Consider the following 26812-nt stretch of genomic DNA (forward strand, 5'->3'; position numbering starts at 1 on the left):
GCGCGTCAGCGGGCGTGTGGGACGGCGGGCGCTTCGCTGGTGCCACGATCCCCGGGCCGGGTGTGGGGGACGTTCTGCCGTGTGTCGGTCGGCGGCGTGCTCTCGTCGGCTGGAAGCGACCGGATCAGCCGCTGGTGCCAGGCGAGTGCGAACCGCAGGCAGTTGGATTCGCTGCGGTGGGTGGGTGTGCAGCCGGGGAGGTGGCGGCCGCGCAGGCTCCAGGAGGCGGAGTCGCTGGAGGCGATGGCCTCGGCGTAGCGGGCCAGGCCGAGGATCTTGGCGCCGAAGGCGTGCAGCCGGTACCCGCGGGCGGCCAGCGACCGGACGATCCGCTCGACCTCGACGGTGTGTTGGCGGCGGCAGACGCTGCCCACCCCGACCAGCGGCAGCGCCGCGAGGTCGACGCCGCGCTGCTCGTACAGGTCCGCGCACCGGTGGTAGTCGGTGATCGTCTGGCCTTGCAGGACCGGGATGAACGGCAGTTCGGGGTCGAGGTCGCGCAGGCGTAGGTAGTCGACGACGGTGAGGTGTTGGTGGGTGCGCAGGCTCAGGCCGGTGCGGGCCAGGACGTGGGCCTCGGTCATGCGGTCGCGGGGCGCGGCCCAGTCGAGGTGGCCGATCTCGGTGGCGTAGCGGCGCACCGCTTTGGCATAGGTGGGGGCGTCGGTGCGCCACCGCCCGTGCAGCGACAGCTCGGTGAAGCCGCCGGAGTCCAGCGCCCACGGCCCGCTGGCGCGCGGAAGCCGGCGGCGCCCGGCCAAGCGCCGGTGGCTGACCAGCAGCGGCACACCGAGGTCGCGGGCCAGCCAGGACGGCTGGTGGGTGCCCAGGTAGAACTTCATGTCCTCACCGCCCTGCGGGCGAGCAGGCTGGCGGCGTGCAGCGGGGCGAGGGTGGCGAGGGTGGCCGCCGTCTTGCCGGCGATCTGTCCGGGAACGGCGGTCACGTCGCCGAAGGCCAGCGGCACGAACAGCAGGCTGTCGACCACCAGCCCACCCAGGTTGGACACGGCGACAGCTCCCAACCGGGTGCGGCGGCGCATCCGGGTGTAGATCAGCGCGTCCACGAGTTCCGAGGCGGTGAACGCGACCACGCTGGCCGCCGCGATCCGCGGCGAGGCCACTACGGCGGACAGGCCCGCCCCGACCGCGATCCCGACAGCGACCCCGCTGGCGCCGAGCGTGTCGTGGACGAGGTCGCGGGCGGTCAGGCCCGCCCCGGCGAACAACGTGCCCGCCGGAACGACCAGCCCGCCGACGACGAGCGGCGGCCAGTGCGCAGAGGCGGTGTTGGCGGCGACGACCGAGAGCAGATACCCGACCATCGCTGCCGCGGCGCTCAGCGTGCTTCACCGCCAGCTCACCGCCCGAACCCTCCAGTGTGGTGACGCCAGCGCGAGGCGCGGCTGCGGGCTGACGCCGGTGCTCATGCCGCACGCTCACGCCGGTCGTGGCCCGGGGTTGCGGCGGAGTCGCCGGAGCGGCACGACCACGGCGAGCACCCGTCCGGGTCGCCGTCCTCCTCCCTCGATCGGACGCGACGGACCGAACAGCAGCAGCGCCTCAACACGGCGAGACAGTCCCTGGCCAGCCTGCTGGCGGAATCGCCGACCGTGCCCTCGGCGACCGAGGTTGCCAAGCGTGTTACGGCACTGTCGCTGCAACTGGCCGATGCCGGTACCGATCGGAGGGCGGCCGATGCGGCGCATCGGCAGGCCCGAGCCGCACGGCAGGCCGACCAGCGCAGGCTCAACGACGTGCGTGAGTCCGCGGTGGCGCGGCAGCTGTTCCACGGCTTGGATCCGCAAGCCTGCCCCCGGGGGTGTAGGGCAGGTTCTGCTGTGGTGGTCCACCGTCGAGATCGTCCTGCACGGCCGCGGCAAGTGTGCCGTCACCACCCTCGCGCAGCGCCACCCACGACCTCACCACCTCCACACGTCGCGCTGAACCGGTTCGGCGCGCAAGGCACTCAGCCACTGCGATCCCGGTGCACCCGGCTCAATAGACGATTCTTTCTCACCTATTTCTGCGTTTCTCACTTGACAACCACCCCGCCCATCGAGAAAATCATGGACACTCAAGCGATAAACCAGGGGAACTCCATGCCTGCACTTTTGATTCTCATCGTTATAACTTCATTTCTGACTAGTTGCTCTAACCAACCAGCGCCGCCAGGAGCCGATGTACCCTCCAATACAAATCACCCCGCCCCAACCACAGATGAAGTTGGCAGCGACCGCGTCACCACGGTGGTATGCGGTGAACTCGAACAGTATGGCAAGTATGTCTATGCCAACATTTACGCGCCTGTGCACCTGGAAGGAAAAGATCTCGAAGTAAGCGCAACGGGGGCGAGCATTCTAGTCTCCGCCCTTACTCAAATAGGCAGCTTTATCGATGGAGAACCCGACCTCGAAGTCTCCTTGAACAAGGCTGGCCCGTCCACGAGAAGTGCATTTACGAATCTTCTTCGCGAATCCCAGGAGCTCCACGACCGTCTCGTTTCATCAGCCAGAGCTGGGCTCGACGCAAAGAAGGAGGACTTCGTAGAGCTATTCGACGCTTTCTCGATTTCAATCGACACGTGCTCGGCGGAGGGACTTCGACCTGAATGGGCTCGCTCCTAGTACTCCAGCCGTAAGTTGTCACGTCCGTTGATCGTCGCCGCGTCGGGCGTAGTGGCTGGTTCGGGCGTGGTGCTGGTGTCCGCGCCGCCAGCGTGACCAGGCCAGCGGGCAAGCGATGCGACGCCCGACTTGAGGACCAGGCGGGCGAGTAGCCGTCGGATCTTGTTACGGGTCAACGCGATGACACGGCCCGGGCGGCGTTGGTCGTCGTGGTGGACGTCGGCAGCGATCACGGTGTCTTCGACGAGCTGTGCGAGAGCCACTTGGAGCGGTCGCGCCGAGGCATGGGCCAAGTGGGTGGGATTGCGCAGCGCGGCGTGTTCACCGCCCGACGGTGGTCATCTGCGCGATGCTCGCGGTGGTTTCGGCGCCGGGAGGCGGGTTGGTGATAACGATGTTCGGTCGGGGCTCCAAGGGGAAGCGCACGGCGGGGCGCTGGTGTCGTTGAAGGAGATGCCGCAGGCGCAGGAGTCTGCGGCGTTCCTGGGCAACCGAGAGTTCGAGGAGATTCCGGGGTTGGTGTTCTTGCTGTGGCAGACCCGGGTGGGGGTGCTGGCGGCGGCGTATCCGACGTCGGACCACGGTGGGAGCCACCCCGGATGGGTGCTGGAGTTCGTTCCGGAGATCCAATGTCTGATCGAGGTGGCCCCGGAGGGGTTCCACAACCCGGACGGGCCAGACGTCTATGACGAAGCCGTGGAGGAAGGTGAGCAGCGGCAGCTGTTGTGGCGCTACTACTCGCGTGCGATCGGGCGCCCGGCTCCGTAATGGCCGTGGTACCTCAACCACCGCGAACTGATCCAGGCCTGGCGCCCGGGTATGCCGCCCGTTACCGCGGAGCCCCGGCAGGACCCGGACATGACGCCGCTGCTGCGGTTGGCCGCCCTCTACGAGTTCGGCAGCCCGACACGCCGAGTCCTGGAGTACTACTACTTCAACGGCCTCAGAGACGCCGCCGGGGGCAGCGAAATCGCGTGGGAGGCCCTCAAGGATGCCGCCTTCGACGGGCTGGCCACGAAGTCCGCCTGCGCCGACATCGCCGCCCTGATCCGGCGCCTGATCCGCGTCCGCTCCCCTTCGACATGCCACTGAACAACGACATCACCAAACCGTGCGCCTCGGAGTCCGGGTCGATCGGCCCGGCGACCTCCGACACCCACAGCTGGACACCGAAGTGAACGAACACCGCCCGCTTGGTAACGCAGGAACGTCGGCTTGGCCCACACCAGCGTTCGACACTTCAGTACGGCTGGGCCGATACCGGGTGCCCTCAGGGGTGGCACCCGTTCGAGTCGGTTCGGAACAGCCCAGCACGACCGTGGCGCAATACCCATCAGCCGAAGAAACGAAGTGCATAGGAGCCAATGGCGTTCCATCGCGCCATGCGCATGGCCGAGCTTGATGCCGACTCCGGCAAGGCATTCATTACGTCACTCGCAATTGATCGGGGCGGAGCGCGCCGACCGCGATGGCCTTTTCCCGCAAAAGGTCGAACGCGCGAGTTCCCGCAGGAAGTGCGAGGAAGTCTTTGATCCGCGACGCGCACTCGCGTGAGCTGAGCACACTGGTGTCGCACTCTATGTCGTACAGGCCGTGCGCGTGCACCGCCGCAAGCTGCCGCTCCGCTTGGCCGATCTCCCGGTCCCCTCTGGTGAGCTCGCGACGGCGCAACTCTTCGACATCGCAATGGACCCCGACCAGAACAACATCCAGGCCGTTCATGACCGCAAGGCAGTCGATCAGCCTCCAGGGCTCGCTCAGCACGTGGTCCACCACAACGTCGTTGCCCGCATGCGCCATGCCTGCCACAGCTCGATGGAAGCCGGCCCTCGTCCGGACGAGCACCTCACGGATCCTGTCCTCACCGAGCTCGAGCGTGCGTTCCTTGGCCCTCAGTCCGTTGAAGACATCGACGCCCATGTTGAAATAGGGAGTGTCCAGCACCGACAAGAGTTGTGCTGCAATGCTACTCTTCCCTGAGCTCGATACACCGTTCAAGAAGATGATGCGCCCCTTGTGACCGGCCGAGAAAATCACGAGCAGCACTCTAGCATTTGGGCATCGCCTAGACCATCCGACTGAAGTTGAGCGTGTTCACCAGTCGGCGGCGGCTCGCCAAGCGGAGAGGAGGTTGGGCCCGCACGGTATGCGGGCCCAACACACGCTTCTACGCACCAGCCTCGAAGCAAACCTGCCGGTAGAGGGGGTGGGCGGAAAGTTCAACTCGGGCCTCGGACACAACCAGTACGCCCAACCCTGGTGAAGGATCGGCATGGGCCTCCACCAGGTTGGCGTGCTTATCGAATCTGACATTCAGGCCCAGTAGGCGATACAGCTCGTTCTTGTCGGCTGGTTCGGCTGCTTCGAGTGCCGCCGTCAGTCCTCCGACGCTGTCGGCTAGTTCCTTGATCTGCTGAGTGCTCAGCGGCCGTCGGGCCGCTCTCTGTTTGACGGCGAGTTCATGCTGTAGGCGTGACCTGTCGGTGACGATGTCCTGCATCCAGCCGTTGACGATCGTGGGGTCGACTCCTGCCTCGATCGCGCGTTTGTGTTGGGTGAGCTTGCGGTCGCATTCGGCGATGCGCTGCCGCAGCGGACCCAGCTCGGCCTCGACCCTATCCTGGACCTCGGCGATCCGCTCGAGGGTGGCGGCGACCTTGGCGGGCGAGAAGACCTGGGCCAGCCAACCGTTCAGGTGCGGTACCACGTGGTCCTCGCGCAGGTAGACCGACAGCGGGTGGTCGATCTCCTGCACCCCGGCGTACTCCTTCGGGAAGCGGCACCGGTAGCGGGGTCGGTTCTTGACCCAGTTGCTCACGTGAGGTGATCCAGGTCGATTTCGGAGACCACACTTGCACGATCTGGTGGCCTAGGGGCGACATCGTCAACGTCGATCAGCACCTCCTTGTGCTGCTTGCCCCACACCTCGTTGCCCATGTAGCGGGGTTGGTCAGGATGACCCGCACCGCGCTCTTGGACCACGCCGCCACTTTGCGATGCGGGTTGCGGGCCGGGTCGCGCGCCGAGGGGCTGAGCACGCCGTCGGCGGTGAGTCGTTCTGCGATGGTGAACATCCCCTAGCCCCGGTCGTACTCAGTGAAGATAATGTGAAGACTACCCAATTGCAGAAATCGAGCGTACCGGAACCGCACTCAGAACGACCGACACGCCAGTCGAATTGGCTCGGAACCTCATGTTCGTCAAACCGATCCCGCGTGGGCAGACGGTCACTATGGCAGACCCGAGGGAATCGACTTCCGCTCTACTTGGCAAGGCAAATGCGATGCTCAGGTGCACGCGGAACAGTCAATCTTGCAAGGAACTACATCGTAACTGTCGCCGAAGACGCGGGTGACGCCGAGATAGTCCCCGCGGAGGCGGATCTTGGTGCGCGGTGATCTTTGCCCGGATTGGGGAGCTCCGATCATTTAGCCGTCGCAGGCGTAGCACACCAGGGAGCTGCAGTCGAAGCCGACGACGTTCTGGTCGGGATGTTGGCCGCGGCCGGGGGCCGTTGAGAGTCACGCGCCAGGTAGTGCTCAGCACCAGGCGGCGCCGTGGCAGAGGCTCGGCGCGTGGGACGCACCTTGGCCATCCGAGGACGCACCGCACGGTGTATTGCCTTCAGGATCTAGGTTCGGCCATCATCGTCAGCAGCGCGTTCATGTTCATGCCGCACCGCGCCGGGATTGGGCGGGCGGCGAGGGAAGGATGTCGCTCAACATCGACTACTACCAGGTTCTCGGAGTGACACGATCGGCGTCGCCTGCCGAGATCAAAGCCGCCTATCGGAGGAACGCCTCGATCCATCATCCGGACAAGGGTGGGGACGCACGCCGGTTCGACCTAGTCCGGAAGGCATACGAGACGCTCATCGATCCCGTTGGACGAGCGGAGTATGACAAGGCGTCGGCTTCGCCGCCGTCCCACGGGGGTTCGTCGACCGCAGCACCGCAGCGGTCCCCGGGGCCAGATTGGTCACCGCTGGCACGCTGTCTCATCTGCGACCGACGCAGAACCCGTCACACGCATCCGGTCATTCTGGGAAGGGCCGTGCCTCGTTCGGATCCGTCAGTGTCCCGTGTTGCGCTCGATGTAACCAGGACCACCCCGATCTCGGCGACAGGAGAATGATCCACGCGCTGCTCACCATCGCCGGGGACACCTCGTTGAGGTATCTCCTCGGCTTTCTCGGCTTCATCCTGGTCTTCCCCATCGTCGGTCTGGCCGACGATGGGTGGGAGAACATATCAAGGTTCGAGCTCGCCATGCTGTGGCTGTTCGGTCCGCTGTCGATCGTCACGACATCCATCTGGGGCATTCAGGCCTTCACGCTGCGCAGAAGAGCGATCGCGGTATACAACCGCGTCATTGCCCATCCCGCGGTGTCCACGCTCTTGGCGCAGGGCTATCGAATCTGACCCCAGACGAATCCGGAGCAAGACCGGGCGATCGAGCCCGCGACGACGTTTCGAGGACGGACCTGTCGAGCTCGTTCGCGGTATCGATGCCGGTCTCGCCGTGGCGGCGCAGACATGGTGGGAGGCTGAGTTGGTCACGGCTTGTCGCGGGTCGGCGGTTCCAACGCTGATCGTGGACGGTGCGCAGGACATCCGGCCAGGTTGGGCTGTGGATTCTGGCGGGCGAGAAGAACTGGACCAGCCGACCGGCTAGGTGCGGCACCACGTGGTCCAAGACCACTCCTCAGCCAACGGTTCCCAGTCGGCTCGGCCGAGACGTTGGCGACAGCGCGCAGGGTTCGAGCGATGAGCGGACGCAATGGTACGAGATGTGGTCGGCTGGATCGCGGCGAGCTGGCAGACAGTGGACCTTGATGTCGCGAAAGACCGGCTCGCTTTGGGGGCCCCATTTCGCCGCGGTCGGTCACCCGGCGCATGGTCTCTGCTTGGCACGGGACCGCCGCTGTTCCGTGCTGGTGTGTCGCTTGGCTTGCGGCACACCGCGCGGCTTCAGTCGGAAGGGTGGAGCTCGGCGTTGCGTTGCCGGGCTTCGTGGAGTTGGTCTTCGAGGGTGACGATGCGGCACGCCGCGTCGATCGGGGTGCCCTGGTCGACCAGTTCCCGCACGCGCGCGGCCACGCGCAACTGGTGGCGGGAGTAGCGGCGGTGTCCGCCGGTGGAGCGCTGGGGTTGGATCAGCCCGTTCTCATCGAGGCTGCGCAGGAAACCCTGGCTGGTACCCAGCATGTCCGCGGCCCGGCCCATCGTGTAGGCGGGGTAGTGCTCATCATCGAACTTGTCGACCGCGCTCGGCACGGCCGCGTCAGGACGGTCAGGGGTCATACCACCTCCACAGGTCGAGGGCCCTGGGTGTCAGCTCGACACCCAGGGCCCAGGGGTTTGGGATCACCATTGCCAGCCGACCACGAGGTCGGCCTTCCATACCCGCGGCGAAGGACCGCGCGGGGATCGCGTGTCTGTAACCGAGAACCACCTACCAATCCCGATGGGCCTGCGGTACCCGCCCGGCGCACAGCAGCCACGGCGGGCGATCCAATGATGCGCCCTCTCCCTTCCTCTCTCATGTCCGGTCGGGTGTGCCGGAGCCTCACGAACCGGCTCCGGCACACCCGACCACTCACATCACTTCCGCGGGCGCCAAATCTCCGCCCACGTCCTGCACAAACTCACCGGGACCGCCAACTACCCGGTCCCGACCGGCCCACCGCGGAGCCCCTTGCACTGCTTGGCTCCGACGGCCAGGCCGTCTTGTCTCACCTCGCGGGCAGTTCCGTCATCTCCCGCGCCTGCTAGACGTTGTCTCTGTCGCTACGACCAGAACTGTACCCTCGCCCGACCCCGAATGTCTACTGCGAGCGCCATAGATTTCCTTCGGCGTGTCTGGACCCGCCCTCCGCGCAGGCCAACCCTGCTCCGGCTCTGCCGAGCTGACCGGCTCGGGCGAGTCGTTCAGACGGGGGTCGACGGTGCCTGGCCCGGGTCGCCGTGCCGGTTGCGGGAGGCGCGGGCGCGCAGGCGGTCCAGCAGGGACATGGACGGGCTGGCGGTGGTGCCGTGGACGAGGATGGAGCCGATCACCACCAGCGCCACCACCCGCCAGATCGTGTCCGGCTCGGCGAAGTGCCCGTTCTCCAGGGCGTAGGCGACGTAGAACAGCGACCCGACGCCCCGCACCCCGAAGAAGGAGATGACCAGCCGCTCGCGGGGCCCGGTCTTCCCGCCGACCAAGCCCGCCAGACCCGCCAGCGGGCGCACCACGAACAGGACGGCCAGCGCGACCAGGACCTCCCGCCACCCGGTGCCCGCCAGCAGGCCGGTGACGGCGGCGCCGCCGAGCAGGAAGATCAGCAGCACCGTGAGCATCCGCTCGACCTGCTCGACGTGCCGGTGCAAGACACGTTGGTAGCCGTGCGAGCGTTCACCCGCCCTGATCGTGCACGCGCAGACGAAGACCGCGACGAAGCCGTACCCCTCGGCCAACTCCGTCAGCCCGTACGCCAGGAACGTGGCGGCCAGCGCGACGAAGCCCTCGGCGTGCTCGGCCAGCCGGACCTTCTCCGACGGCGCCGCGAAGAACAGCTTGCGCAGCCCCCACCCGACGACCAGGCCGACGAGCAGGCCGCAGGCGAGCCGCCACAGCACGTCCACCGCCAGCCAGTGCGGCGCCCAGGCGGCCGGGGCCGTCCCCACGACGCTGATGGCGACGGCGGCGTAGGTGAAGGGGAACGCCAGCCCGTCGTTGAGCCCCGCCTCGGAGGTCAGCGCGAACCGAGCCTCGTCCTCCACCGAGCCGGCGTCGTCCGGGTCCTCGACCGGCTCGGCGACCTGCACCTCGCTGGCCAGCACCGGATCGGTGGGGGCCAGCACCGCCGCGAGCAGCACCGAGGCCGCCACGCCCCAGCCGAGCACCCCCCACCCGAGCAGCCCGACGGCCAGCATCGTCAGCGGCATCGTGATGCCCAGCAGCCGCCACGTCGACGACCAGCGACGCAGGCCGACCGGCCGGTTGATCGCGAGCCCGGCGCCCATCAGCGAGATGATCACGCACAGCTCCGTGAGGTGCACGACGACCGACCCGTGCCGCAGCGGGTCGGGATCGGGCAGCGGCTCGAAGACCGTGAACGCCAGCGCGCCGCCTGCCAGGAACACCATCGGCATCGAGATCGGGGCCTTGCCCAGCACCCTCGGCAGCATCGCGGCCAACAGGGTCGCGACGCCGATCCCCGCATAGGCGATCGCGCCCGGCTCCACGCGACTCCTCTCCGCCGCCTGATCAGGCAGGCCACTTCCAGAGCCAGTACCCAGCCTCGCCTGGCTCGAACCCGTCTTCCCGTGGTGGCGAGTTGTGCAGCGTCCCAGGGCGGTACGGGGCGTCGGAGGTGGAGAAGTGAGGGGTCACAGCCTGATCCCGTCCAACCGCGCGCTTCGTCCCGATGGCTTATTGCCTTGGTGGTCTGCGTTCCCTACCGTGCTCGGGTCTTCTGCGATAGGAGTCCGGGGTGAACCCCACGCTGAGCCGCAGGGCGGTGGTCCTGCACTGGCTGGCCGTCGTGCCCGCCGCGGCGGTCCTTGTCCTGTTGTTCATCGTGCCGGGGATGTTCTTGCGGGAGCCGGCCTCCTTCCTCGACCGGGTGTGGCTGCACACGCCGACGCTGCTCTTCGCCGCAGCCACCGCGTCCCTGGTGGTCTTGGTGGTACGCCGGGGAAGGCGCGTGCGCTGGCGTGACCCCATGCTGGTCCCGGTCGCCACGGTGGCCTTCATCCTGGCGCTGTTGACGACGAACAACCTGCTGGCCGTGTTCCCCTAGCGGGGCCCCGGACTGCGTGCCGCGGGTGGTTTCACGACAGCCCAAGTGCCTTGTCGGGCAATGGATGCACACGTACGGCCGTGCGTGTGGTCGCAGGGACCGGAACACCTTCGGTGCGGACCGCGCCGCGGGCGACGTTCCTCGTCAGGGCTGGTGGGCGCACAACGGTGGGCGAGGCAGACGGACCCCGGGCGCATCGCAGGCTGTCGGCGGGCCGTTGGAGTGGTGGGTCGTAGTGGGGTCAAGCCGAGCGTGGGTGCCGGAAGCTCAGCGGCGGATACGTGGGTGGCCAGGTCGACCATCGCGCTCCCTGCGACTCGCGTGGCATTCCACCGTCAAGGGCAGAACGCACGGCGGAGACTCGCGTGCGACCACCGGTCGGACCATCGCGACCAGCGTCGGTTGTCCCTGCCGCGGTCGCCCTGCTCGCCCACTCGTCCTCGTAGCGCTTCTCGCGGTGCGCATGACCAAGTGCAGCGCCATCCTCGCCCGCGCACCGGGGCATCGGTCACTCGCCCGAGGCCAGATCGCCCGCGAGGTCGTCGGAGGCCCGGGCAGCCTGTCGGCACCATGGCGTTCTGCCTCCGGGTGATCGGTGAGTAGCGGTCGGACAGAATCCATTCGGGCCGTCTCGAGGATCGGTCGGTGATCGGCGGGTTGGGTTGGTCACGAGGTGCGCACGTTGGAGACGATGGCCTGCCTGGTTTCGTGGTGGGCAACGGGAGGTCCGCGCCAGCACACGACTGTGCCGATATCCGAGCGAAGGCGCAACACCCTAGAAGGCGTCATCCGCGTTCGACGATTCCGGAGCGGATTCCCGACCCGGCCAGGCGCAGCGGTCCATAGGAACTTTTGTTTCACCTGTAACAGCTGGCGACCTACCCCGATACCAGGCATGACCATGAGGAGGGCCCGGTTGTGACCACGATTGTCTTCGTGAACTGCGCCGCGCTGCTCGCGGGCGGGGTCTCGGCCCCCGGCGACGATGCCAGCCGGTCCAAGTTCGTCGATGAACCGCTCTGGCACGTCGACCGCGGGTCCGCTGCCAGCGGGCGTGGAGACCACTGGCGAGCGAATCTCCGCGCCCGCACCCAGATCCCCGCCCTGGCTCAGCGCTCGCTGACCAGAGCACGATGACGCCACTACGCACCTCGCGCACTTGATGCCCACTGTACGACGCAGAGGAGTCAGCGTTGGCCAACGTCGCCGGACACGGTGCGGCTTCCCCGCACGCCCACCGGCTCGCCGCCCTCGCCCTGGAGCACCTGCGCGACCGCCTCTCGGTCGACGTCGATGAGCTGCTCACGGCCGTCATGCGCCGCTTCCCCGGCCAACGCCGCGAACGCCTGGCCACGCTGCTCAACGAGGCCGTGGCCGCCGGACTTCTCCATCGCGACAGCACCGGCCAAATCAGCGCATCCCGCGGCGGGACGGCCCAGGCCGCATCCACCACCAGCCCGTCCGCTGGCGACACCGCCTCCGGTGCGGCCGCCACTGCCGCGACAGCAGACGCGATGACTCAGCCCATGCTCGCCGGGTCTGCCGAAGAGCCACCCACCGATGCGCTCGGCGTCGCCGGGCGCGTAGTGCGCGCCGTCATCGTCGACCTCGAGTCCGTGGTGCATACGACCACCAGCGACCCGTACACCGACAAGCGGATCTACCAGATCGGCGCCGTCCGGCTCAGCAACGACAGCGCCTGGGTCGCCGAGCAGCCGCAGTTCAGCGCCTACGTCGAGCTGCCCGACGACACCTGGGTCATCCGCTCCAAGCGCGTCCGCGAGGCGCACGCCGCGGCGGCCGTCAGCCCGAGGCAGGCGCTCGAGGACTTGTACGCCTACACCGACGGCGCCGACCTGATCGTCACCTACAACGGCACCCAGGCCGACTTCCCGCTGCTGAGCGCCAGCGCCGCTCGCGAGGACATGCCCGACCTGCGCGGCGCCTACGTCGACGCCTTCTACCTCACCCTTGCCCTCTACCCGACCGCCACCCGGCACGCGCTCGCGCCCTTGGCCGACGACCTGGGCATCGACCGCGCTGGGCTGGGCTGGCACGACGCAGTCGATGACAGCGAGCTGCTCGCCCGCGTCCTGCGGCACTGCGCACAGACGTTCGCCGCGATGCCCGCCGACCGTCAAGACCTGCTCGCCAGCCTGACCGCCGACTCACTCGCTTGGACCCTGGTGCGCTCGCTTGCCGCCGGACAGGTCGGTGCCCCGCAGCACGAGCTGCTCGGCGAGGAGCGGATCCACACCACCGCAGAGGTCGCCGAGGTCCTGAACTCCGGCCTCGCCGCCCACCCCCCGCGGCGCAGCCCCACCGGGAGAGTCGGACGCCCAGCGATCAGCGTCAACACGAGCCTGCGGGGAGCCGACGGCAAGGTCGACGTCACCGCCCTCGCCCGGGCCGTCCGCCCCGGCGCCGCACTGCGCCAGCCGCAGATGCGGATGACCCAGCAGATGCACGCCTGGGCCGACCAGGCCAGCTCAGGCCTGGTCGAGGCGCCCACCGGCACCGGTAAGAGCTTCGCCGTGCTCGCCGTCGCCCTGGACTGGCTCGCTGGCGGCCTCGACCGCACCGCGATCATCACCACCGCCACCAAGCAGTTGCAGGCACAACTGGCCGCCGACGTCGCGCACCTCGAAGCGGCAATTCCCGGGCTGCTCAGCGCCTCCGACGTGGTCAAGGGCAAGGCCAACCGGTTGTCGCTGCGCGCGCTGACGCTGTCGCTGACCGACGCAACCACGCTGCTCGCCGCGCCAACCGTACCGCGGCGCGGCCGCAACGCCGGTCGCAACCGTTTCCTCGAGCGCGTCGCCTTCCGTGAGCTGCTTGCCTACCTGATGCTGCGCTTGATCGCCTCCACCACCGTCGAGCAATCCTGGACTGCACACTCGGTCGACCCGGTCGACGTGCCGCTGTTCTTCACCGGCTACAGCAACAACGCCGTCACCATCTGGCTCGAGTCGCTGTCCCAGGCCAGCAGCGGCGAGTACGAGGCGGCCGCCCCCACACCGCTGGCAGTCCACACCGATGGAGTAAAGGAGGCCCTGCTCGGGCACCGGCTGATCCTGGCAAACCACGCGCTGCTGCTCGCCCACCTCGACGAGCTGTCCGACCTCGGCCCGGACACCCTGCTCATCCTCGACGAGGCTCACCAGCTCGAAGACAGCGCAACCAGCGCACTGACCGCCACGCTGGACTACCGCCTGGTAGAGGACTTGTACAGCGAGCTCGTTAGTTGGACGCGCGAGGCACGACCCGGCGCCGAACGCGACCAGGCCTCCGAAGGAGTGCGCAACCTCGGCCTGCTGCTCGACCACGAGGCGCTACCCAAGGTGGCCGGGCAGGTGTTCGACGCGCGCGGCACCGGCGTCGGTGCACGCACCGTCACCCTGGCCAGCCCGTACAGCGGCACCAGCGGCACCGGACAGGTCCGGTACCTGATGAGCCAGCTGCTGCGCCTGTCGGGCATGTGCGACGTCCTCGTCGGCACGTTGTCGGCCTACCGCGGCGCCCACGCAGCCACCATGAGCTTCTACGACCTCGAACGCCTCAACGCCCTCGTCTTCGGCGCAGCCGAGGTCAGCGCCACCGCACAGAAGATCGTCGCCGACACCGACGCCGCCCTCGGCCTGCCCACCGCCAGCGGCCCCGGTACCCCTGGCACCGGCCAGGGCAGCACGCCCGGCGGCAGCCCCGGCCCGGACGAGGCCGACTACGACTGCGGCACCACAACCGACGCCGCCGCGGAGGATCCGGACGGCGACGCCGATGAGAGGCTGCCATTCGACGCGACCGATCCCACCAGCGAATCCGACCATGACGACCTCGACCCCGACGCGGCCGAAGTCACCACCGGCACGGCTGACGGCGGCCCCACCGACCTCGGTAGGACCGGCGACGGGGCGGCATGGGCGCTTGGCGCCTTGCCGCCCGGCACCACCAACCAGGTTGTCTACGCCGAGGAGGTGGAAGCGCTGCGCGCGGAGCTACGCCGCTACCGCTTCCGCGTCAGCTCCAGCCCGATCGAGTTGCCCGCCGACGACACCTGGCAGCAATTCCTGGCTACCTTCGACCGAACCTACTACGTGTCCGCCACGCTGCGCGTCGCCGCGCAGTGGACCTTCATCCGGACCCGGCTTGGGCTGCGCAGCACCGTCCCGACCCTCCACCTGCCAACACCTTTCGACATGAGGAACCAGGCCGAGCTCGTTTGCCTGGCCGACTTCCCTTCCTGGGCAGAGCAGAGCGACGGTGCCATGCGCACTGTCGCCCACCAGCTCACCGGCTACATCCGAGAGATGATCCGGCCGGTCTTGAACGAGGACGACGAGCCCCAGCAGCACAACGCCCGCGGAGGCTACGACGGCGGGGCGATGGTTCTCACGACCGCTAAGAGCACCGCCGCTGGCATCAGCCAGTACCTGTCCGAGAGCCTGCGGCGCGAAGGCGACGCCACCCCGGTGCACAGCGCCGTCCTGCTCGGCAACCCTCGCGCAGTCCGGCTGTTCGACAGCCACACCGACGGCGGCGGTCTCCTGGTCGGCACCAAGGGACTGTGGCAAGGCGTCGACATCGCCGACCCCGCCCGGCTGCGCCTCGTCTGGATCAACAAGCTGCCCTTCGCGCCGTTCGCCGCCCCCGTGATCGAAGCGCGCCGCGCCGCGGTCGTCGCCCGCGCCGAGACCGCCCACGCCGAAGACCCCGACGCGATCGCCACCGAGACCTACTACCTGCCGCTGGCCGCGCTTCAGCTGCGACAGGCCGTCGGCAGGCTCATCCGCTCCGAGCAGCACCGCGGCGTCATCGTCATCAGCGACCGCAAGCTCGCCGGGCACACCGCCCTGCGACGCGCCTACCGCGAGACGTTCCTGGGCAGCCTCGATGCCGACCTGCTGCGCCGCGACCCGGTGTCCGGCGAGCGCACCGGCGGCAACGTCATGTCGATGGCCGACGCCTGGGCGCGGATTTGGAACTTCTACGCCCGCAACGGTTTGCTCGACCCGGGCCGCGCCAGCGAGCTGTCCACACCGCAGGCCCTGCTTGAGCACACCGTCCTGCCGCAGACCCGCCGCATCCGCGAGCTCGGTCTGACCGCCGACGAGGTCACGCAGCACCAGGCGAGCGGCACGCTCGTCGCCGAGGTGCTCGACCGGTGCTCCCAGGTTGGCGGGCTGCTGAAGCTGTCCGACACCCCTACCGAACTCAAGAGCTCCCAGAAGGCCGTGATCACCGCCGTCGTCGAGGGACGCAACGCCCTCGGACTGCTGCCGACCGGCTTCGGCAAGAGCTACTGCTTCCAGCTGCCAGCACTCGTGCTGCCGGGCGTCACCCTGGTCATCAGCCCGCTCGTGGCGCTCATGCACGACCAGGCGCTCGAGCTCAACGCGAGCATCGGCGGCGCCGTACGCGCCCTGGTCGCTCCGCTGCGCGAGAGCAGCAGCCGCGCAGGCAAGACCGAGATCGCCGACCAACTGCTCGGCCGTGCCGACCACCACATCAAGCTCGTCTACGCCAGCCCCGAGCGCCTAGGACAGCGGCGCTTCCGACAGATCGTCACCGAAGCGGTCCGCACCGGCGTGATCAGCCGCATCGTCATAGATGAGGCACACACGGTCGTGCAGTGGGACGACTTCCGCCCGTCGATGCGCCGTGCCGCGCAGTTCCTGGCCCGGCTGCGCGCCGACTACGGGTTGGCTGTCACCGCGCTGACCGCCACCGCCAACCGCACCGTCCATGCCGGGCTGCGCACCCAGGTATTCGGCCTCGGGGCCGACATTCCCACGGTCAACAGCGCCGAGGCGCTCGCCGAGGCCAGCACAGCCGGGCCGACCGGACTGGTCACCGTCCGGGAGAATCCAATCCGGCCTGAGCTGGCGTTGTTCCGCCGCTCGATCTGCCCCGCCGGGCCAGCCGTCAACGCCGGACTGGCCGAGGAGGTGGTCGACCGCATAGAAGATCACGCGATCTTCTACTGCCTCACGGTGCGAGACGTCGTCGCGCTGCACGCCCACCTGCGCGACTACGTGGGTGACGGCAACGTGCAGGTCCGGCGCTTCCACAGCCGGCTCACCGAGGCCGAGAAACATGCCGTCATGACCGAGTTCCGCGAAGCGCCCCGGCGCGGAGAAGAGGGATTCGTGCCGATGCTCATAGTCGCGACCAGCGCGTTCGGGCTCGGCATCAACCGGCCCGACATCCGCACCGTCTTCTGCGTCAGCACCCCCACCGACCTGTCGCAGCTATACCAGCAGGTCGGCCGCGCTGGCCGAGACGTCGCCGGATCCACCTTCACGGGGGCCCCGCCCACCAACAGCGCGCCCGCCGACGGCGCTACCGCTGGCACCGCGGCGACGGCCGCAGCGGCAGCCGCGACACCGCTGGCGAACGTGGGGCTGGCCCTGCTCACCCCGCGCGGACTGCGCACCGCCCGTTTCATGACCACCAGTGACCTGCCCGCGCCGCTGCTCGCCCGGATGGGAGAGGCCGTCTTGGCCGTCCGCAACGGCGTCCTGGACACCAGCACCATCGCCGACCGGCTCATCGCCGAAGACGTCGACGCCGGCAGGCTCAACCAGGACGACGCCGCCAAGTCGCGCACCAGCGAGCAGTACACCTCCGGTGTAGTGCGCGCGTTCGCCGCGCTGTCGGCGCTGGGCGTCGTCGACGACCTCGGGGACTTCCCACCGCTGTGCACCATCAAGCCTGGCGAGCTGCGCGACAGCGGCGACCAGGACAACGACCCTACCGAGCAGGCCGTCGTCGACGCGGTCCTGGCACTGCCGGGTCGCAGCGATGACCGCGCCAGCCTGCACCGGGCCCGGTTACACGTCCCGAGCCTGCACCGGCACCTGAGCGCGACGGTCGAGCGCTACGCCGACCTTGCCGACGACCCGCCCAGCACCTGGCAGCTGCTGGCGGATCTCCACGACCGAGGCCAGCTCGACGTGTCGGCGGCACCCAGCCGCAAGCTCGTCACCGGGATCGCGGTCCATACTCCATCGCTGCCCGCCGGGTACGCCGGCGCGCTGGCAGGCAAGGCCGCGCGCGCCGCTGAGGAGATCCGGCTCCTGCGCGACTTCTTCACCGACCACAACACCTGCGCCAACCGGAAGTTCGCCGACTACTTCGGCGTCGACGCCCTGCCCGACGGGTGCTGCAGCACCGCCGCGAACCGATGCTCGGCCTGCTGGGACAACGACACCACCATCCCCGCCGAACAGAAGCCACCCGCGGCTGGTGAAGCGCTCAACATGCCCAAGCCGCGGCTTGCCGGCGCCCGCACCGACCGCAGCATCCGGCGGAAGCGCCTCGACGAGCAGGTGTACCGGCTGGTGTGGGCCGACTACCGCGGCGTGCACGTGCGCGATGTGTGCCGGGCGCTGCGCGGCGAGGACTCCTACTACCACCCGATCCGCCGACGTCGGGTCCGCCTGCGCCACAACCTCGTCGTGTCCCGCTACTTCGGCGCCCAGCACACGGTCAAGCTCGACCAGGTCGAGGACAGCCTCGCCCGACTTGAGGCCGGCGGTCGCGTCGTGCCGCTCGGACACGGTATGTGGCGCGAGCGCGGGCACGCCGACCGCGCCGCCACCGCAGGCGCCCGCGCCGCGACGGCTCCCGCCGGGACGGCATCGTGACCGCCACCGTCCCACCCGACAGCAGCAGCACCGCCACCCGGCCGGACGCTGCTGCGCAGCGGGGGAGCGCACCGGCCTTCCCTGAATCACCACGCTCCGCCTCGGCCCGCCCGTGGCGCCCCTATGCCGACGACCCGCTGCTGACCCCGGCGATGACGCTTGGGCCCGAGCATGTTCCAGCCAGCCAGATGCAGGCGCTTCGCCGCTACCTCGGCGCGCTCGTCGCCGTCCGCAACACCCCAGTGCACGTCAACGTCGCCTTCAACGCCTGCTACTTCGGATATGACGTCACCACCGGCTACGCAGGGGCCGCTGTAGACCCGGCCAGCTTCCCCACCGTCACGCTCGGCCAGACGATCGACGCGCTGCCCGTTGGGGCGCTGATCAACGTGGCCTCCGGGGGCGACCCAATCTGGGCAGAAGTCGTCTACAAGGAAGGCGCCCACTCCGAGCTCGGGAACGACGGCGACGTGCCGTCCTGGCTGTCCGGCGCACCCGCTGGCGCGACGGGGCCAGCGCGGACCGACTTGCACAGCCAACCGGTCCTGCACGAGCGGCTCGTGCTCGACCTCGACGTCTTCGGGCTCGCGCCCACCGTCGCGCAGGTCGCCCGCCTCATGCGACGCGGCCGCTTCGACGAGCTCGGCCACTTGCTCGTCGGCTCCCGCTACGCCACCGCCGAACTCGCCGAGCTCGACGACGCCAGCTTCTACCTGCACTACCTGCTCGGCGCGGGCCGCGAACTGCTGTTCAACACCGCAGCCCCAGCGCCACTGCCCCTGCTGCTCACCCAGGACGCGGGACCCGAACAGCACCACGCAGCGCTCGACGGGCTGTTCGCAACCGTGACCGCAGCGCTCCACGAGCTCGACACCGTCCGCATGTGGCAGTCCTACGCCGTTTCCCGGGCTGGACTGTCTGCGCGGCTGCGCAGTTGCGATGCGCTGGGCGGTGACGACATCGCGTCGCTGGCGAGCTCCACCGCGCGCAGCGCACTCCCCGACCAGAACCGCCGACATGATGCGGCCCGACAGGTGACGTACACAGCTCTCGGACCGAGGCTACGCTGCATCAACGGCAGCGCCACCCCGATGCACGGGACCGGATACGCCAACGCCGTCCTGCACGCCAACCTCATCTTCGCCGACTACCTGCGCGGCGACGCCGAGGACGGGCTGCTGTTCGGCCAGGTGCACCTACGCCTCGATGACCCCTGGCAAGGCGGTGGCATCTGGCGGGCCGAAGCACCCGGGAGCGCCCATGCGCTGCTCGACCCGACCGTGCCCCGCGGCTTCGGCTGGGGAGAGACGCTCGCCCCGCCGGTCCCCCCTGCCGCAGTCGAGCCACCCACTCCTGAGCCTGACTCGGAGGACAGGTGCGTCGACGACGACGTCGCCATCAGCGACTCGCAGATCAGCTGGACCGTCGCGCTGCGCGCCGCGCACATCGACGCAGGACTGCTCACGCTGCCGCAACCGGCCGCGCACATTCTGACCGGCGACCGGCGCGACGGCACCCGCATGCGCCTGCTGCTCAACCACGACGGCTACCAGCTCGACGTCACCGACGCCATCCAGATGGCTACCGCCGACCTGCACAGCTCCCCCGCAGTGCTGTCCGGTGTGTCCTGGCCGATGGACTACTTCCCCGGCATCTTGCTCATCGTCACCTGGCCACGCAACACCGCCACGCTGCGGATCACCAGCACCCTGCTGGACATGCCGGTCACCATCGACGGCGAGCTCGACATCGAGCACTGCTACGACCCGCGCATCGTCACTCGGGACGCCGTCGACCGAACCGGCAGCTCCCGCACCAACCTGGCGCAGCGCATCCTTCGCGCCGTCCGGCGCCTCGGCCTGCTCGATCCGGACGGCGTCGCCCGTCTGGCACGCGACCAGCTGCCCCAGGAGGTGTACGGGACCAGCACCGAGCAGACCGAACAGGCCCTCGACACGGCCGTCGCGCAGCTGCTGGAACGCGGGACGCTCACCCAGGACAGCGGCTCGCGCACCGCTGATGGAATCGCTTTCCCGGCCGTCGCTGGACAGCCGATCGTGCCATTGCTCTGCTACACCCCCGCCGTAGTCAGCGGACCTCCGCGGCCGCGCCGGTTCCAACGGCTGGACGCACGCTTCGTCAGCACGCACGTCGTCGCCGGCTTCCTGCGCCGCATAGACCACCTGGGACATAGCGCCAGCGCGCAAGCCCGTGCCGCCTACCGAGAATACCGAGCGCAGAACGGGCTTGCCGGTCCGGCCGAGCTGCCCGAGGGCTGGACGTTCGTACGCCCTCACGAGCGCGGGAGCTGAGTCCCGACGCGAGCTGATGCACACGCAATCGGACTCCTGCGCGGTCGGGACAGCATGCCCCAATCGACCACGAGCCACCCTCCCCGCCCGACTGCCCACTCACCTACTGCCCACGGCGAACTACCGAGGAGATCCATGGCGCGCGCCCGATCAGGCTGCCGCGACGATGCGTACGCTGGCTACATCATCCGACCACTCGGCCGCGACATCAGCGACGAGCTCCGCATGGCGCTCGAACAGCTGGTCGAAGTGCTCAACACGGTCGACCGACCGATCAGCGATGTCGTTGAGGAGCTGACCACCCGAGACGTCCACAACGCACTGTCAAGCCTGCCCATCCGCGCCCGGCAGCCCGCCCTTGAGCCGCTCGGTATCCATCTGGCCCCCAAGACCCTGTCGCAGGGGTTGTGCCGTGACGTCGTTGGCAGGCTGCAGCGCGCAGAGGAAACCACCGCTCGGCACGCGGCGTCCCACCTGACCGCCGGGACGCTGTACCGCAGCCTGCGCACACTCGCTGTGCGCTCCCTGGCCACGGACAGCGGACCCGACGAGCACAGCTCGGGCCAAGTCGAGGACGAGCTTGAGAGCCGCTGGTCACCTGCCCTGCTACGCCTAGCGCTGTGGTCCGCCATCGCCCAAGACGAGACGACGGCCCGCGTGTGGAGGTGGGCGGTCGAGCGGCCCTGGTTCGTCCATGGCGCGATCGACACCTCTACCACCGCGAAGATCCGCATCGCTGCCGAGCAGGTCATCGCCCACACTGCCGCCCGCGACACCTTCCTTGAGGACAGCAGCATGTCCGACGATCCAGCCGATTCGCCCAGCCAGCTGACCGAAACGTCAGGTGACAGCGATATCCCACCCAACTTCCGGACCATCCAGAAGAGCGCGCCTGTGGCTATCGCCAGCATCGTCGGCCCCGAAGGCCCGCAGCCCTCCCCTACGCCAGCCCCGAACGCTCGGACAGACGCCGAGCAGGCGCTGCACGCCGCCCGCGAGTGCTTCGCACTGGCCGTCGTCTCCGCCGAACACATCCTGGCCGACTTGCGGGCCGGCCGTGGACCATCCGACGACGACGTCTTCGCCCTGCGCGCCGCCCAGAGCACCTACAGCCACGCCTGCTCCGCCGTCGAGGAATCAGGCGAGGAGGACTCGCGCGCCGCGTCCGAACAGCGGCCGACGTTGGACGAGATCGCCCAGATGCTGGCTGTGCGCGCCATGCGGGACGCCGACGCGCCACTGCGCCAGAGCATCGCCGCAGCAGCTGGCATCACCAGCGACGCCCCAGGCATGTCCGAGCACGTCGCGCAGTTGAGGACGCTGTCCGCAGAGCTGCTGGCATCACCTGACTGGACCGACGCTCAGCGTGCGTTGGCGCTCGCGATCGCCGCGCTGGTTGACCTCGTCCGCAACCCGGAAGCCGCTCCGGAGATCCGCTTGGATCTGCAGGCCCGCATCAGCGGAGCAGTGGCTTCGCTGCCCGGCCTCGCCGTGCTCAGCATGCTCGCCGGTCAGCTGACGCTCGGAGCACCCTCCAGCGCCACAGCTCCGTCTGCCGAGCAGGAGCTGGGGGTTATGGCTGCCGCGCGGCCGCCCGCACCTGCAGCCGTTGCGCCAGCGCAGCAGCCCCCTGCCGCCGATGTCACCACAAACACCACTGACGTCAGCGTGCCGACTACAGCCTCGGAGCTTGCCCAGCCCACCGCCGAGCTGACCTCTCCGCACACTGACTCGCAGCCCATTCACGACGCACCGGTCACGGCAGCTGATCCAGCCATCGAGGTCGAAGGCGAACCTCCTGCTACCTCCGCCACGTCTCGGGCCCCCGGGTCGACCACAGCCACCGCGCGGGCCAGCAATGGTCCCCCCACGCAACCCGGTTCGCGCCCCGCCAGTGCTCCGGACACCCCTGCTGAGGACAGCGCAGATCAGAGTGACACCGGCCGGAGCAGTACCGAGCAGGACGTGCCCACCCCTCTTGCCGTCGACCGGGCTGTCACCTCCCTGTTGGCCACCTGCCGCTATGGGATGGCCGCCCACCTGGCCACCGAGGCCGAGTGGAACGACACCCGCATCCGCACCTTCCGCATGGCTGGGCTGGCCTCCGCTGTCCGCACCGACACTGGTCCCTGCGGCGCCATGCTTCGCCAGGAACTGGCTGACCTGGACAGCAACCAGGTCGCCGAGGACAACGTCAGCCTGCTCATCGCGGTTAGCAGCCTCGTGCGCGTCGCGCTCGTGACCGGCGAGCCCGCTGCTGGCGCGCTGCTCGGCGAGCTCAGCAGCCGGCTCGACCCGCACCTGGCCAGTATCGCCGATGAGATCGGCAGGCGTGCGCTGCGCGGCGTCCTGAACGCCACCCCGGCCCTCAACGTCCTGGCCGACGTCAGCGACGCTGAACGGGACCTCCAGCTCATTTTCGAGCAGGCCCGCGCAGCTCGGCGGCCCCGAACGATGCGCTTCAAGCGGTGCAGCGACATCGCCAAGCGCTGGCTCAACAGCAACGGCGTTCTGGGGCGGCTGCTGGACATCGTCGTCGCCAACGATGCGGACCGCCTCGTCGAGGTGCAGACCAAGGTTCAGCACCTGTCCGACCCGTCGGTCCGCGAGCGGCAGATCGACGAGCTTGACACCTACTTCCGCGGGCACAGCGGTAAGCCGGTCGAAGGATCGGGGCGGCAGGATCTGCACGCCCTGATCCTCGAGACGCTTCGGCCGGTCCGCAGCTGGATCGAGTTGACCAGCGCCCTGACCCGCACCCGCACCGGACGCGACGAGTGGACCACCGGCGAGGTCGCCGACATGCGCAGCGCTGTGATCGCCCAGCGCGACGCCGCCCTGGCCGCCTTGCTGGCGCAGACCCAGACCGCCGACCCCCTGCTGGTTGCCGCCGCCCAGGGCGCGCACGCCAGCTTGCAGCGGACCTTCACCATGCTCGACGGCGTCGAGCCGCTGCAGGCGGGCGAGCCACGGGTCACGGTCGCGTTGGACCTCGAGCTGCTCAAGTCCGACGACGTCGTCGTCACCGACGCGGGTACGCTCGAGCTGCGCAGCACCGACCCGCTTTCAGCGCTTATCACCGCCGTCCAACGGGACTGGATCGAAGCATTCACGCTGCAGCTGCGGCGCGAGAACTACCCCGCTGCGCAGTACCTGCTCAAGATGCAGGACGCTGGCATCCTGGCCGACGACGCCCTCGGCGATGACGCCCGCAGTCGCTACACCACGGCGCTGGAGCGCAGCCGCGCCGACATTGTCGTCGAACGCGAAACCGTCGACGCCGACCTGCGTCGTGCCCGCCGCAGCAACGTCATCACCGAGGAAGCAGACAGCGAGCTCACCGCGCTGCTGGCCAGCGCCGACCCAGCCCGCGACAACCTCGGCCAGGTCCGCGCCACCCTCGCCACGATCAGCAACCTGTTGCCTGCCTACCGCGAGCAGGCCGCGCAGCGCCTGCGCGACCGGCTCGCCGCGCTGGACATCGACGACGAGGAGCGGGCCCGCATCAGCGACCCGATCGAGAAGGGCGACCTGCTCACCGCCGAGGAGCTGCTGTACTTCCAGGACGTCGGCGAGCCTGTCCCCCGCACTGACCACAGTCGGCGCGACCTGCGCGCGTTCTTCCCCGCCATCCCGGACGCGCTGCCGCAGGGCATCACCACCGAGCTGGTAACCGCAGTCCGCGAGAGGACGAGCTACGCAGGCAGCGCTGTGCTCGACTACAGCCACCTATCGTCCGACGCAGCCGAGCAGATCGCCGAGGCGCTCGGTGCCTGGCGCCAGGCCGCGACAGCGCCGGTGGCCAGTCGGCGCAGCTTCACCGAGCGCGACCTGCTGCTGCCCGCGATCCGCCTCATGGGCTACGAGTGCTCCAAGATCCGGCGCTTGGAGGACATGCCAAAGAGCGGCGAGCGCCGGTTCATCGAGATCACCGACGTCCGGCCCAACCGGGACGCGCAGATCCCGGCGTTCGGCAGCAAGCTCGGCGGCCGACTGCGCGTCCTGCTCGTGTGGGGCCAACCCACCGAGGACGTGCTGATGACCTACGCCGATCACGACCAGTCCGGCGACAGCCTGCTCATCGCGCACTTCGGAACAATGAGCGCCGCTGCGCGGGCGAAGTTCGCCGCCCGCGTCGAGCGCACCGGCGGTCCCGTCGCGATACTCGACGACGCAGCCCTGGCCTACCTCGCCGCCCGCGGCAACCGCCAGCTCGGCGTGGCCATGTCGATCCTCATGCCGTTCGCCGCCGTGAACCCCTACATCCGGATGAAGCGCGGCGCGGTCGCCGAGGAGATGTTCTACGGACGCGACCTCGAGCGCGTGCAGGTCATCGACCCCGACGGCACGCAGGTGCTCTACGGCGGTCGCGGTCTGGGCAAATCCGCGCTGCTGCGCTACGCCGCCGAGAAGTTCGAGGCCTCCGCCGAACTCGGGCAGCGCATCGCGATCTACCTGAGCCTGGACTCAGTCGCTGCTGGCGCCGCGTTCAGCAAGGACGCGCTGTGGGTCGGGCTGCGCAACGAGCTGATCAAGCGCGAGGTGCTGCCTGTCCCGACCCGCAAGGCCAAGGACACCGGCGATGTCTACGACCAAGTCCGCGCCGGGATGCTCGATTGGCGCAACAAGGACAGCCGCAACCGGCTGCTCATCCTGCTCGACGAGTCCGACCCGTTCTTCGAGGCCGACGCGCCGGCGTTCCTGGACACCAAGCGGCTGCGCGACATCGGCGTGGTCACCGACAACAACATCAAGGTCGTGTTCGCAGGCCTTCACTCGGTGCAGCGGTACGCCAAGAGCGCACGCAACGGCCCGTTCAGCCACCTCGCGCAGCGCCCCACCGTCATCGGGCCGCTGCGCCCGCAGTTCGCCGCAGACCTGCTGACCGTCCCGCTGGGTGTGCTCGGCTACGAGTTCGCCGACGACAACCTCGTCAACCGAGTCCTGGGCTACTGCTCCTACCAGCCATTCCTGCTGCAGATGTTCGGTCACCGGCTGGTCGAGGCGCTGCACGCCAAGCGGCGCGACGGCCTGGCTGGCGACCAGCCGCCGTACATCATCACCGACGACGACGTCGCCGTGGTCGAGCGCAACCGCGACCTGCGTGCCGACATCACCTCGGCGTTCCAGGACACCCTGAACCTCGACCCCCGGTACAACGTCATCGCCAACGTGCTGGCCGACCATGCGTTCCGGTTCGGCTTCGACGCCCGCCTGCAGGACGCAGACCTGCGCGAGGAGTGCCTGAGCTGGTGGCGTGTGGGCTTCGAGTCGCTCGACAGCGAGAGCTTCCGCGCCTACCTCAACGAGATGGACGGCCTCGGGGTCGTCGCGCCGAACACCGACGGGCGCGGGTGGCGGCTGCGCAGCCCGAACGTGCTCAACATGATCGGCAACCGCTCCGATGTCGAGCGGCAGCTGCTCATGGCAGAGTCCGAGTCGGTGCCCGAGACGTTCCTGGCGCTGGAAGGCCGCCCGCAGCTGTCCGACGGCAGCAGCGCGCCACTGACTGCTGCGCAGCTCGACGACATACTCGGTGATCACAGCACGCATGTCCGCGTCGTTGTCGGTTCGCGCGCCACCGGCTTGTACCGCGTCAACGAGGCGCTGCGTGAGATCACCAGCAAGGCTGGCGACTTCGACATCCCGCCGATCAGCGGCCGGCGCTCGTTTGAGGAGGAGCTGCGAGGCGGACGGGCCGGACGGCGGCGGGTCATCATCGACGACCTGACCCGGGTCCAACCGCAGGCGTCGGCGTGCCTGGAGGCGCTCAATCTGGCACTCACCCGCGTGCCGACCGCTGCGGGCGTCACCCGAGCCGCCGTCCTGATCTCCAGCGTGGAGCAGGCCGAGCTGTGGAACAGCGCCTTTGAGCACGGCGTTGCAGTCGCGCTACGCCGCTACGACGAGCAGACGCTGCGGGTCTGGACGATTACGCGGCAGATGTTCAGCCACGATGCGCGTCTGCGGCGGCTGTGGGGTCTCACCGGCGGGTGGCCAATGCTCGTCGAGCACGCCGCCACCCTCGCCGACAGCGAGGGGGCTCAGGAGCCCACGGCCCTGGACGAGCTGGAGGCGTACGTCAACAGTCCGGCTGGTCACAACGACCTGCTTGATGGTGTCGGGCTCGCCCACGATCCCGACCTGGCACGCGCCTACGCCTCGATCGTCGCACTCGTCGATGACCAGAAGGTCAGCCGGGCCGACCTGCAGGTCGCCGCCGACATGGACGGCTCCGCCAGAGACGTCGTTGAGCGGCTGCTAGCGCTACAGGTGTTCGACACCCACAGTGACGGCTCGTACAGCGTCGAGCCGCGGCTGCTTGCTGCCTGGCAGGCGTCGCTGACCTGACCTGCGACACTGGCCGATACAGGCACCCAGCAGTCCGACCGTGGCGTCGGGCTGCTGGGTTCTCGTCGGGTCTCGTTCCTCGCCGCAG

At 68.9% G+C, this 26812-nt stretch carries 17 protein-coding genes; 10 read left to right on the top strand and 7 right to left on the bottom strand.

From position 1 onward, the window contains the following. Positions 1-5 precede the first annotated feature (5 nt). Positions 6-842, bottom strand: coding sequence for a deazapurine DNA modification protein DpdA family protein (locus ACWEPX_RS01430; protein WP_451895079.1), 837 nt, complete (start codon positions 840-842; stop codon positions 6-8). After that, the gene (locus ACWEPX_RS01435; RefSeq protein WP_451895080.1) at positions 839-1324 is read right to left on the bottom strand and encodes a VUT family protein; all 486 of its coding nucleotides are present in this window, start codon (positions 1322-1324) and stop codon (positions 839-841) included. The genes ACWEPX_RS01430 and ACWEPX_RS01435 overlap by 4 nt, the downstream gene beginning before the upstream one ends. A 714-nt stretch (positions 1325-2038) precedes the next feature. On the opposite strand from ACWEPX_RS01435, the gene ACWEPX_RS01440 reads away from it, so the two are divergent. The 3 genes from ACWEPX_RS01440 (at position 2039) to ACWEPX_RS01450 (ending at position 3718) form a co-directional block, all read left to right on the top strand. Next, positions 2039-2626 carry a hypothetical protein gene (locus ACWEPX_RS01440; RefSeq protein ID WP_451895081.1) on the top strand — a complete coding sequence of 196 codons (588 nt, stop codon included), beginning with the start codon at positions 2039-2041 and terminating at the stop codon, positions 2624-2626. A 438-nt stretch (positions 2627-3064) separates the two neighbouring features. After that, positions 3065-3394 carry a hypothetical protein gene (locus tag ACWEPX_RS01445; protein ID WP_451895082.1) on the top strand — a complete coding sequence of 110 codons (330 nt, stop codon included), beginning with the start codon at positions 3065-3067 and terminating at the stop codon, positions 3392-3394. Between the two features lie 90 nt (positions 3395-3484). Next, positions 3485-3718, top strand: a complete 234-nt coding sequence (locus ACWEPX_RS01450; RefSeq protein WP_451895083.1) for a hypothetical protein — start codon at positions 3485-3487, stop codon at positions 3716-3718. A 333-nt stretch (positions 3719-4051) separates the two neighbouring features. Here ACWEPX_RS01450 and ACWEPX_RS01455 read toward each other — a convergent pair whose 3' ends face one another. From ACWEPX_RS01455 to ACWEPX_RS01465, 3 genes are all read right to left on the bottom strand, one after another. Further along, complete coding sequence (locus tag ACWEPX_RS01455) at positions 4052-4672, bottom strand: chloramphenicol phosphotransferase CPT family protein (protein ID WP_451895084.1); 621 nt, start codon at positions 4670-4672, stop codon at positions 4052-4054. Between the two features lie 121 nt (positions 4673-4793). Beyond that, positions 4794-5444, bottom strand: a complete 651-nt coding sequence (locus tag ACWEPX_RS01460) for a hypothetical protein (protein WP_451895085.1) — start codon at positions 5442-5444, stop codon at positions 4794-4796. Positions 5445-5520: 76 nt separating this feature from the next. Beyond that, positions 5521-5700, bottom strand: a complete 180-nt coding sequence (locus ACWEPX_RS01465) for a recombinase family protein (protein ID WP_451895086.1) — start codon at positions 5698-5700, stop codon at positions 5521-5523. 637 nt (positions 5701-6337) lie between these two features. Between ACWEPX_RS01465 and ACWEPX_RS01470 the strand changes: the two genes are divergently transcribed. Beyond that, positions 6338-6760: a J domain-containing protein gene (locus ACWEPX_RS01470; RefSeq protein ID WP_451895087.1), complete on the top strand. Its 423-nt coding sequence runs from the start codon at positions 6338-6340 to the stop codon at positions 6758-6760. Beyond that, positions 6757-7047, top strand: a complete 291-nt coding sequence (locus ACWEPX_RS01475; protein ID WP_451895088.1) for a hypothetical protein — start codon at positions 6757-6759, stop codon at positions 7045-7047. Before ACWEPX_RS01470 ends, ACWEPX_RS01475 begins: the two co-directional genes overlap by 4 nt. Positions 7048-7596: 549 nt before the next feature. Here ACWEPX_RS01475 and ACWEPX_RS01480 read toward each other — a convergent pair. Further along, a complete protein-coding gene (locus ACWEPX_RS01480; protein ID WP_451895089.1) occupies positions 7597-7929 on the bottom strand; it encodes a helix-turn-helix domain-containing protein in 333 nt (110 codons plus the stop codon). A 627-nt stretch (positions 7930-8556) separates the two neighbouring features. After that, entirely contained in the window at positions 8557-9858 is a 1302-nt protein-coding gene (locus tag ACWEPX_RS01485) for a cation:proton antiporter (RefSeq protein ID WP_451895090.1), read from the bottom strand. Between the two features lie 248 nt (positions 9859-10106). Here ACWEPX_RS01485 and ACWEPX_RS01490 point away from each other — a divergent pair, with 248 nt between their 5' ends. From ACWEPX_RS01490 to ACWEPX_RS01510, 5 genes are all read left to right on the top strand, one after another. Further along, complete coding sequence (locus ACWEPX_RS01490) at positions 10107-10415, top strand: hypothetical protein (protein ID WP_451895091.1); 309 nt, start codon at positions 10107-10109, stop codon at positions 10413-10415. Positions 10416-11333: 918 nt separating this feature from the next. Next, a complete protein-coding gene (locus ACWEPX_RS01495) occupies positions 11334-11552 on the top strand; it encodes a hypothetical protein (protein ID WP_451895092.1) in 219 nt (72 codons plus the stop codon). A 56-nt stretch (positions 11553-11608) separates the two neighbouring features. Further along, the gene (locus tag ACWEPX_RS01500; protein ID WP_451895093.1) at positions 11609-18061 is read left to right on the top strand and encodes a DEAD/DEAH box helicase; all 6453 of its coding nucleotides are present in this window, start codon (positions 11609-11611) and stop codon (positions 18059-18061) included. Next, a complete protein-coding gene (locus ACWEPX_RS01505; RefSeq protein ID WP_451895094.1) occupies positions 18058-20373 on the top strand; it encodes a hypothetical protein in 2316 nt (771 codons plus the stop codon). The genes ACWEPX_RS01500 and ACWEPX_RS01505 overlap by 4 nt, the downstream gene beginning before the upstream one ends. A 135-nt stretch (positions 20374-20508) precedes the next feature. Next, on the top strand, positions 20509-26724 hold the full coding sequence (locus ACWEPX_RS01510) for a hypothetical protein (RefSeq protein ID WP_451895095.1): 6216 nt from the start codon (positions 20509-20511) through the stop codon (positions 26722-26724). Positions 26725-26812 lie beyond the last annotated feature (88 nt).

Source organism: Actinokineospora sp. NPDC004072 (assembly GCF_053604195.1).

What these genes read in the sequence shown, in the direction of transcription:
- ACWEPX_RS01470 (WP_451895087.1), top strand. Translation starts at nt 6,338, where the DNA reads ATGTCGCTCAACATCGACTACTACCAGGTTCTCGGAGTGACACGATCG.
- ACWEPX_RS01435 (WP_451895080.1), bottom strand. Translation starts at nt 1,324, where the DNA reads ATGGTCGGGTATCTGCTCTCGGTCGTCGCCGCCAACACCGCCTCTGCG.
- ACWEPX_RS01510 (WP_451895095.1), top strand. Translation starts at nt 20,509, where the DNA reads ATGGCGCGCGCCCGATCAGGCTGCCGCGACGATGCGTACGCTGGCTAC.
- ACWEPX_RS01450 (WP_451895083.1), top strand. Translation starts at nt 3,485, where the DNA reads ATGACGCCGCTGCTGCGGTTGGCCGCCCTCTACGAGTTCGGCAGCCCG.
- ACWEPX_RS01465 (WP_451895086.1), bottom strand. Translation starts at nt 5,700, where the DNA reads ATGTTCACCATCGCAGAACGACTCACCGCCGACGGCGTGCTCAGCCCC.
- ACWEPX_RS01480 (WP_451895089.1), bottom strand. Translation starts at nt 7,929, where the DNA reads ATGACCCCTGACCGTCCTGACGCGGCCGTGCCGAGCGCGGTCGACAAG.
- ACWEPX_RS01430 (WP_451895079.1), bottom strand. Translation starts at nt 842, where the DNA reads ATGAAGTTCTACCTGGGCACCCACCAGCCGTCCTGGCTGGCCCGCGAC.
- ACWEPX_RS01475 (WP_451895088.1), top strand. Translation starts at nt 6,757, where the DNA reads ATGATCCACGCGCTGCTCACCATCGCCGGGGACACCTCGTTGAGGTAT.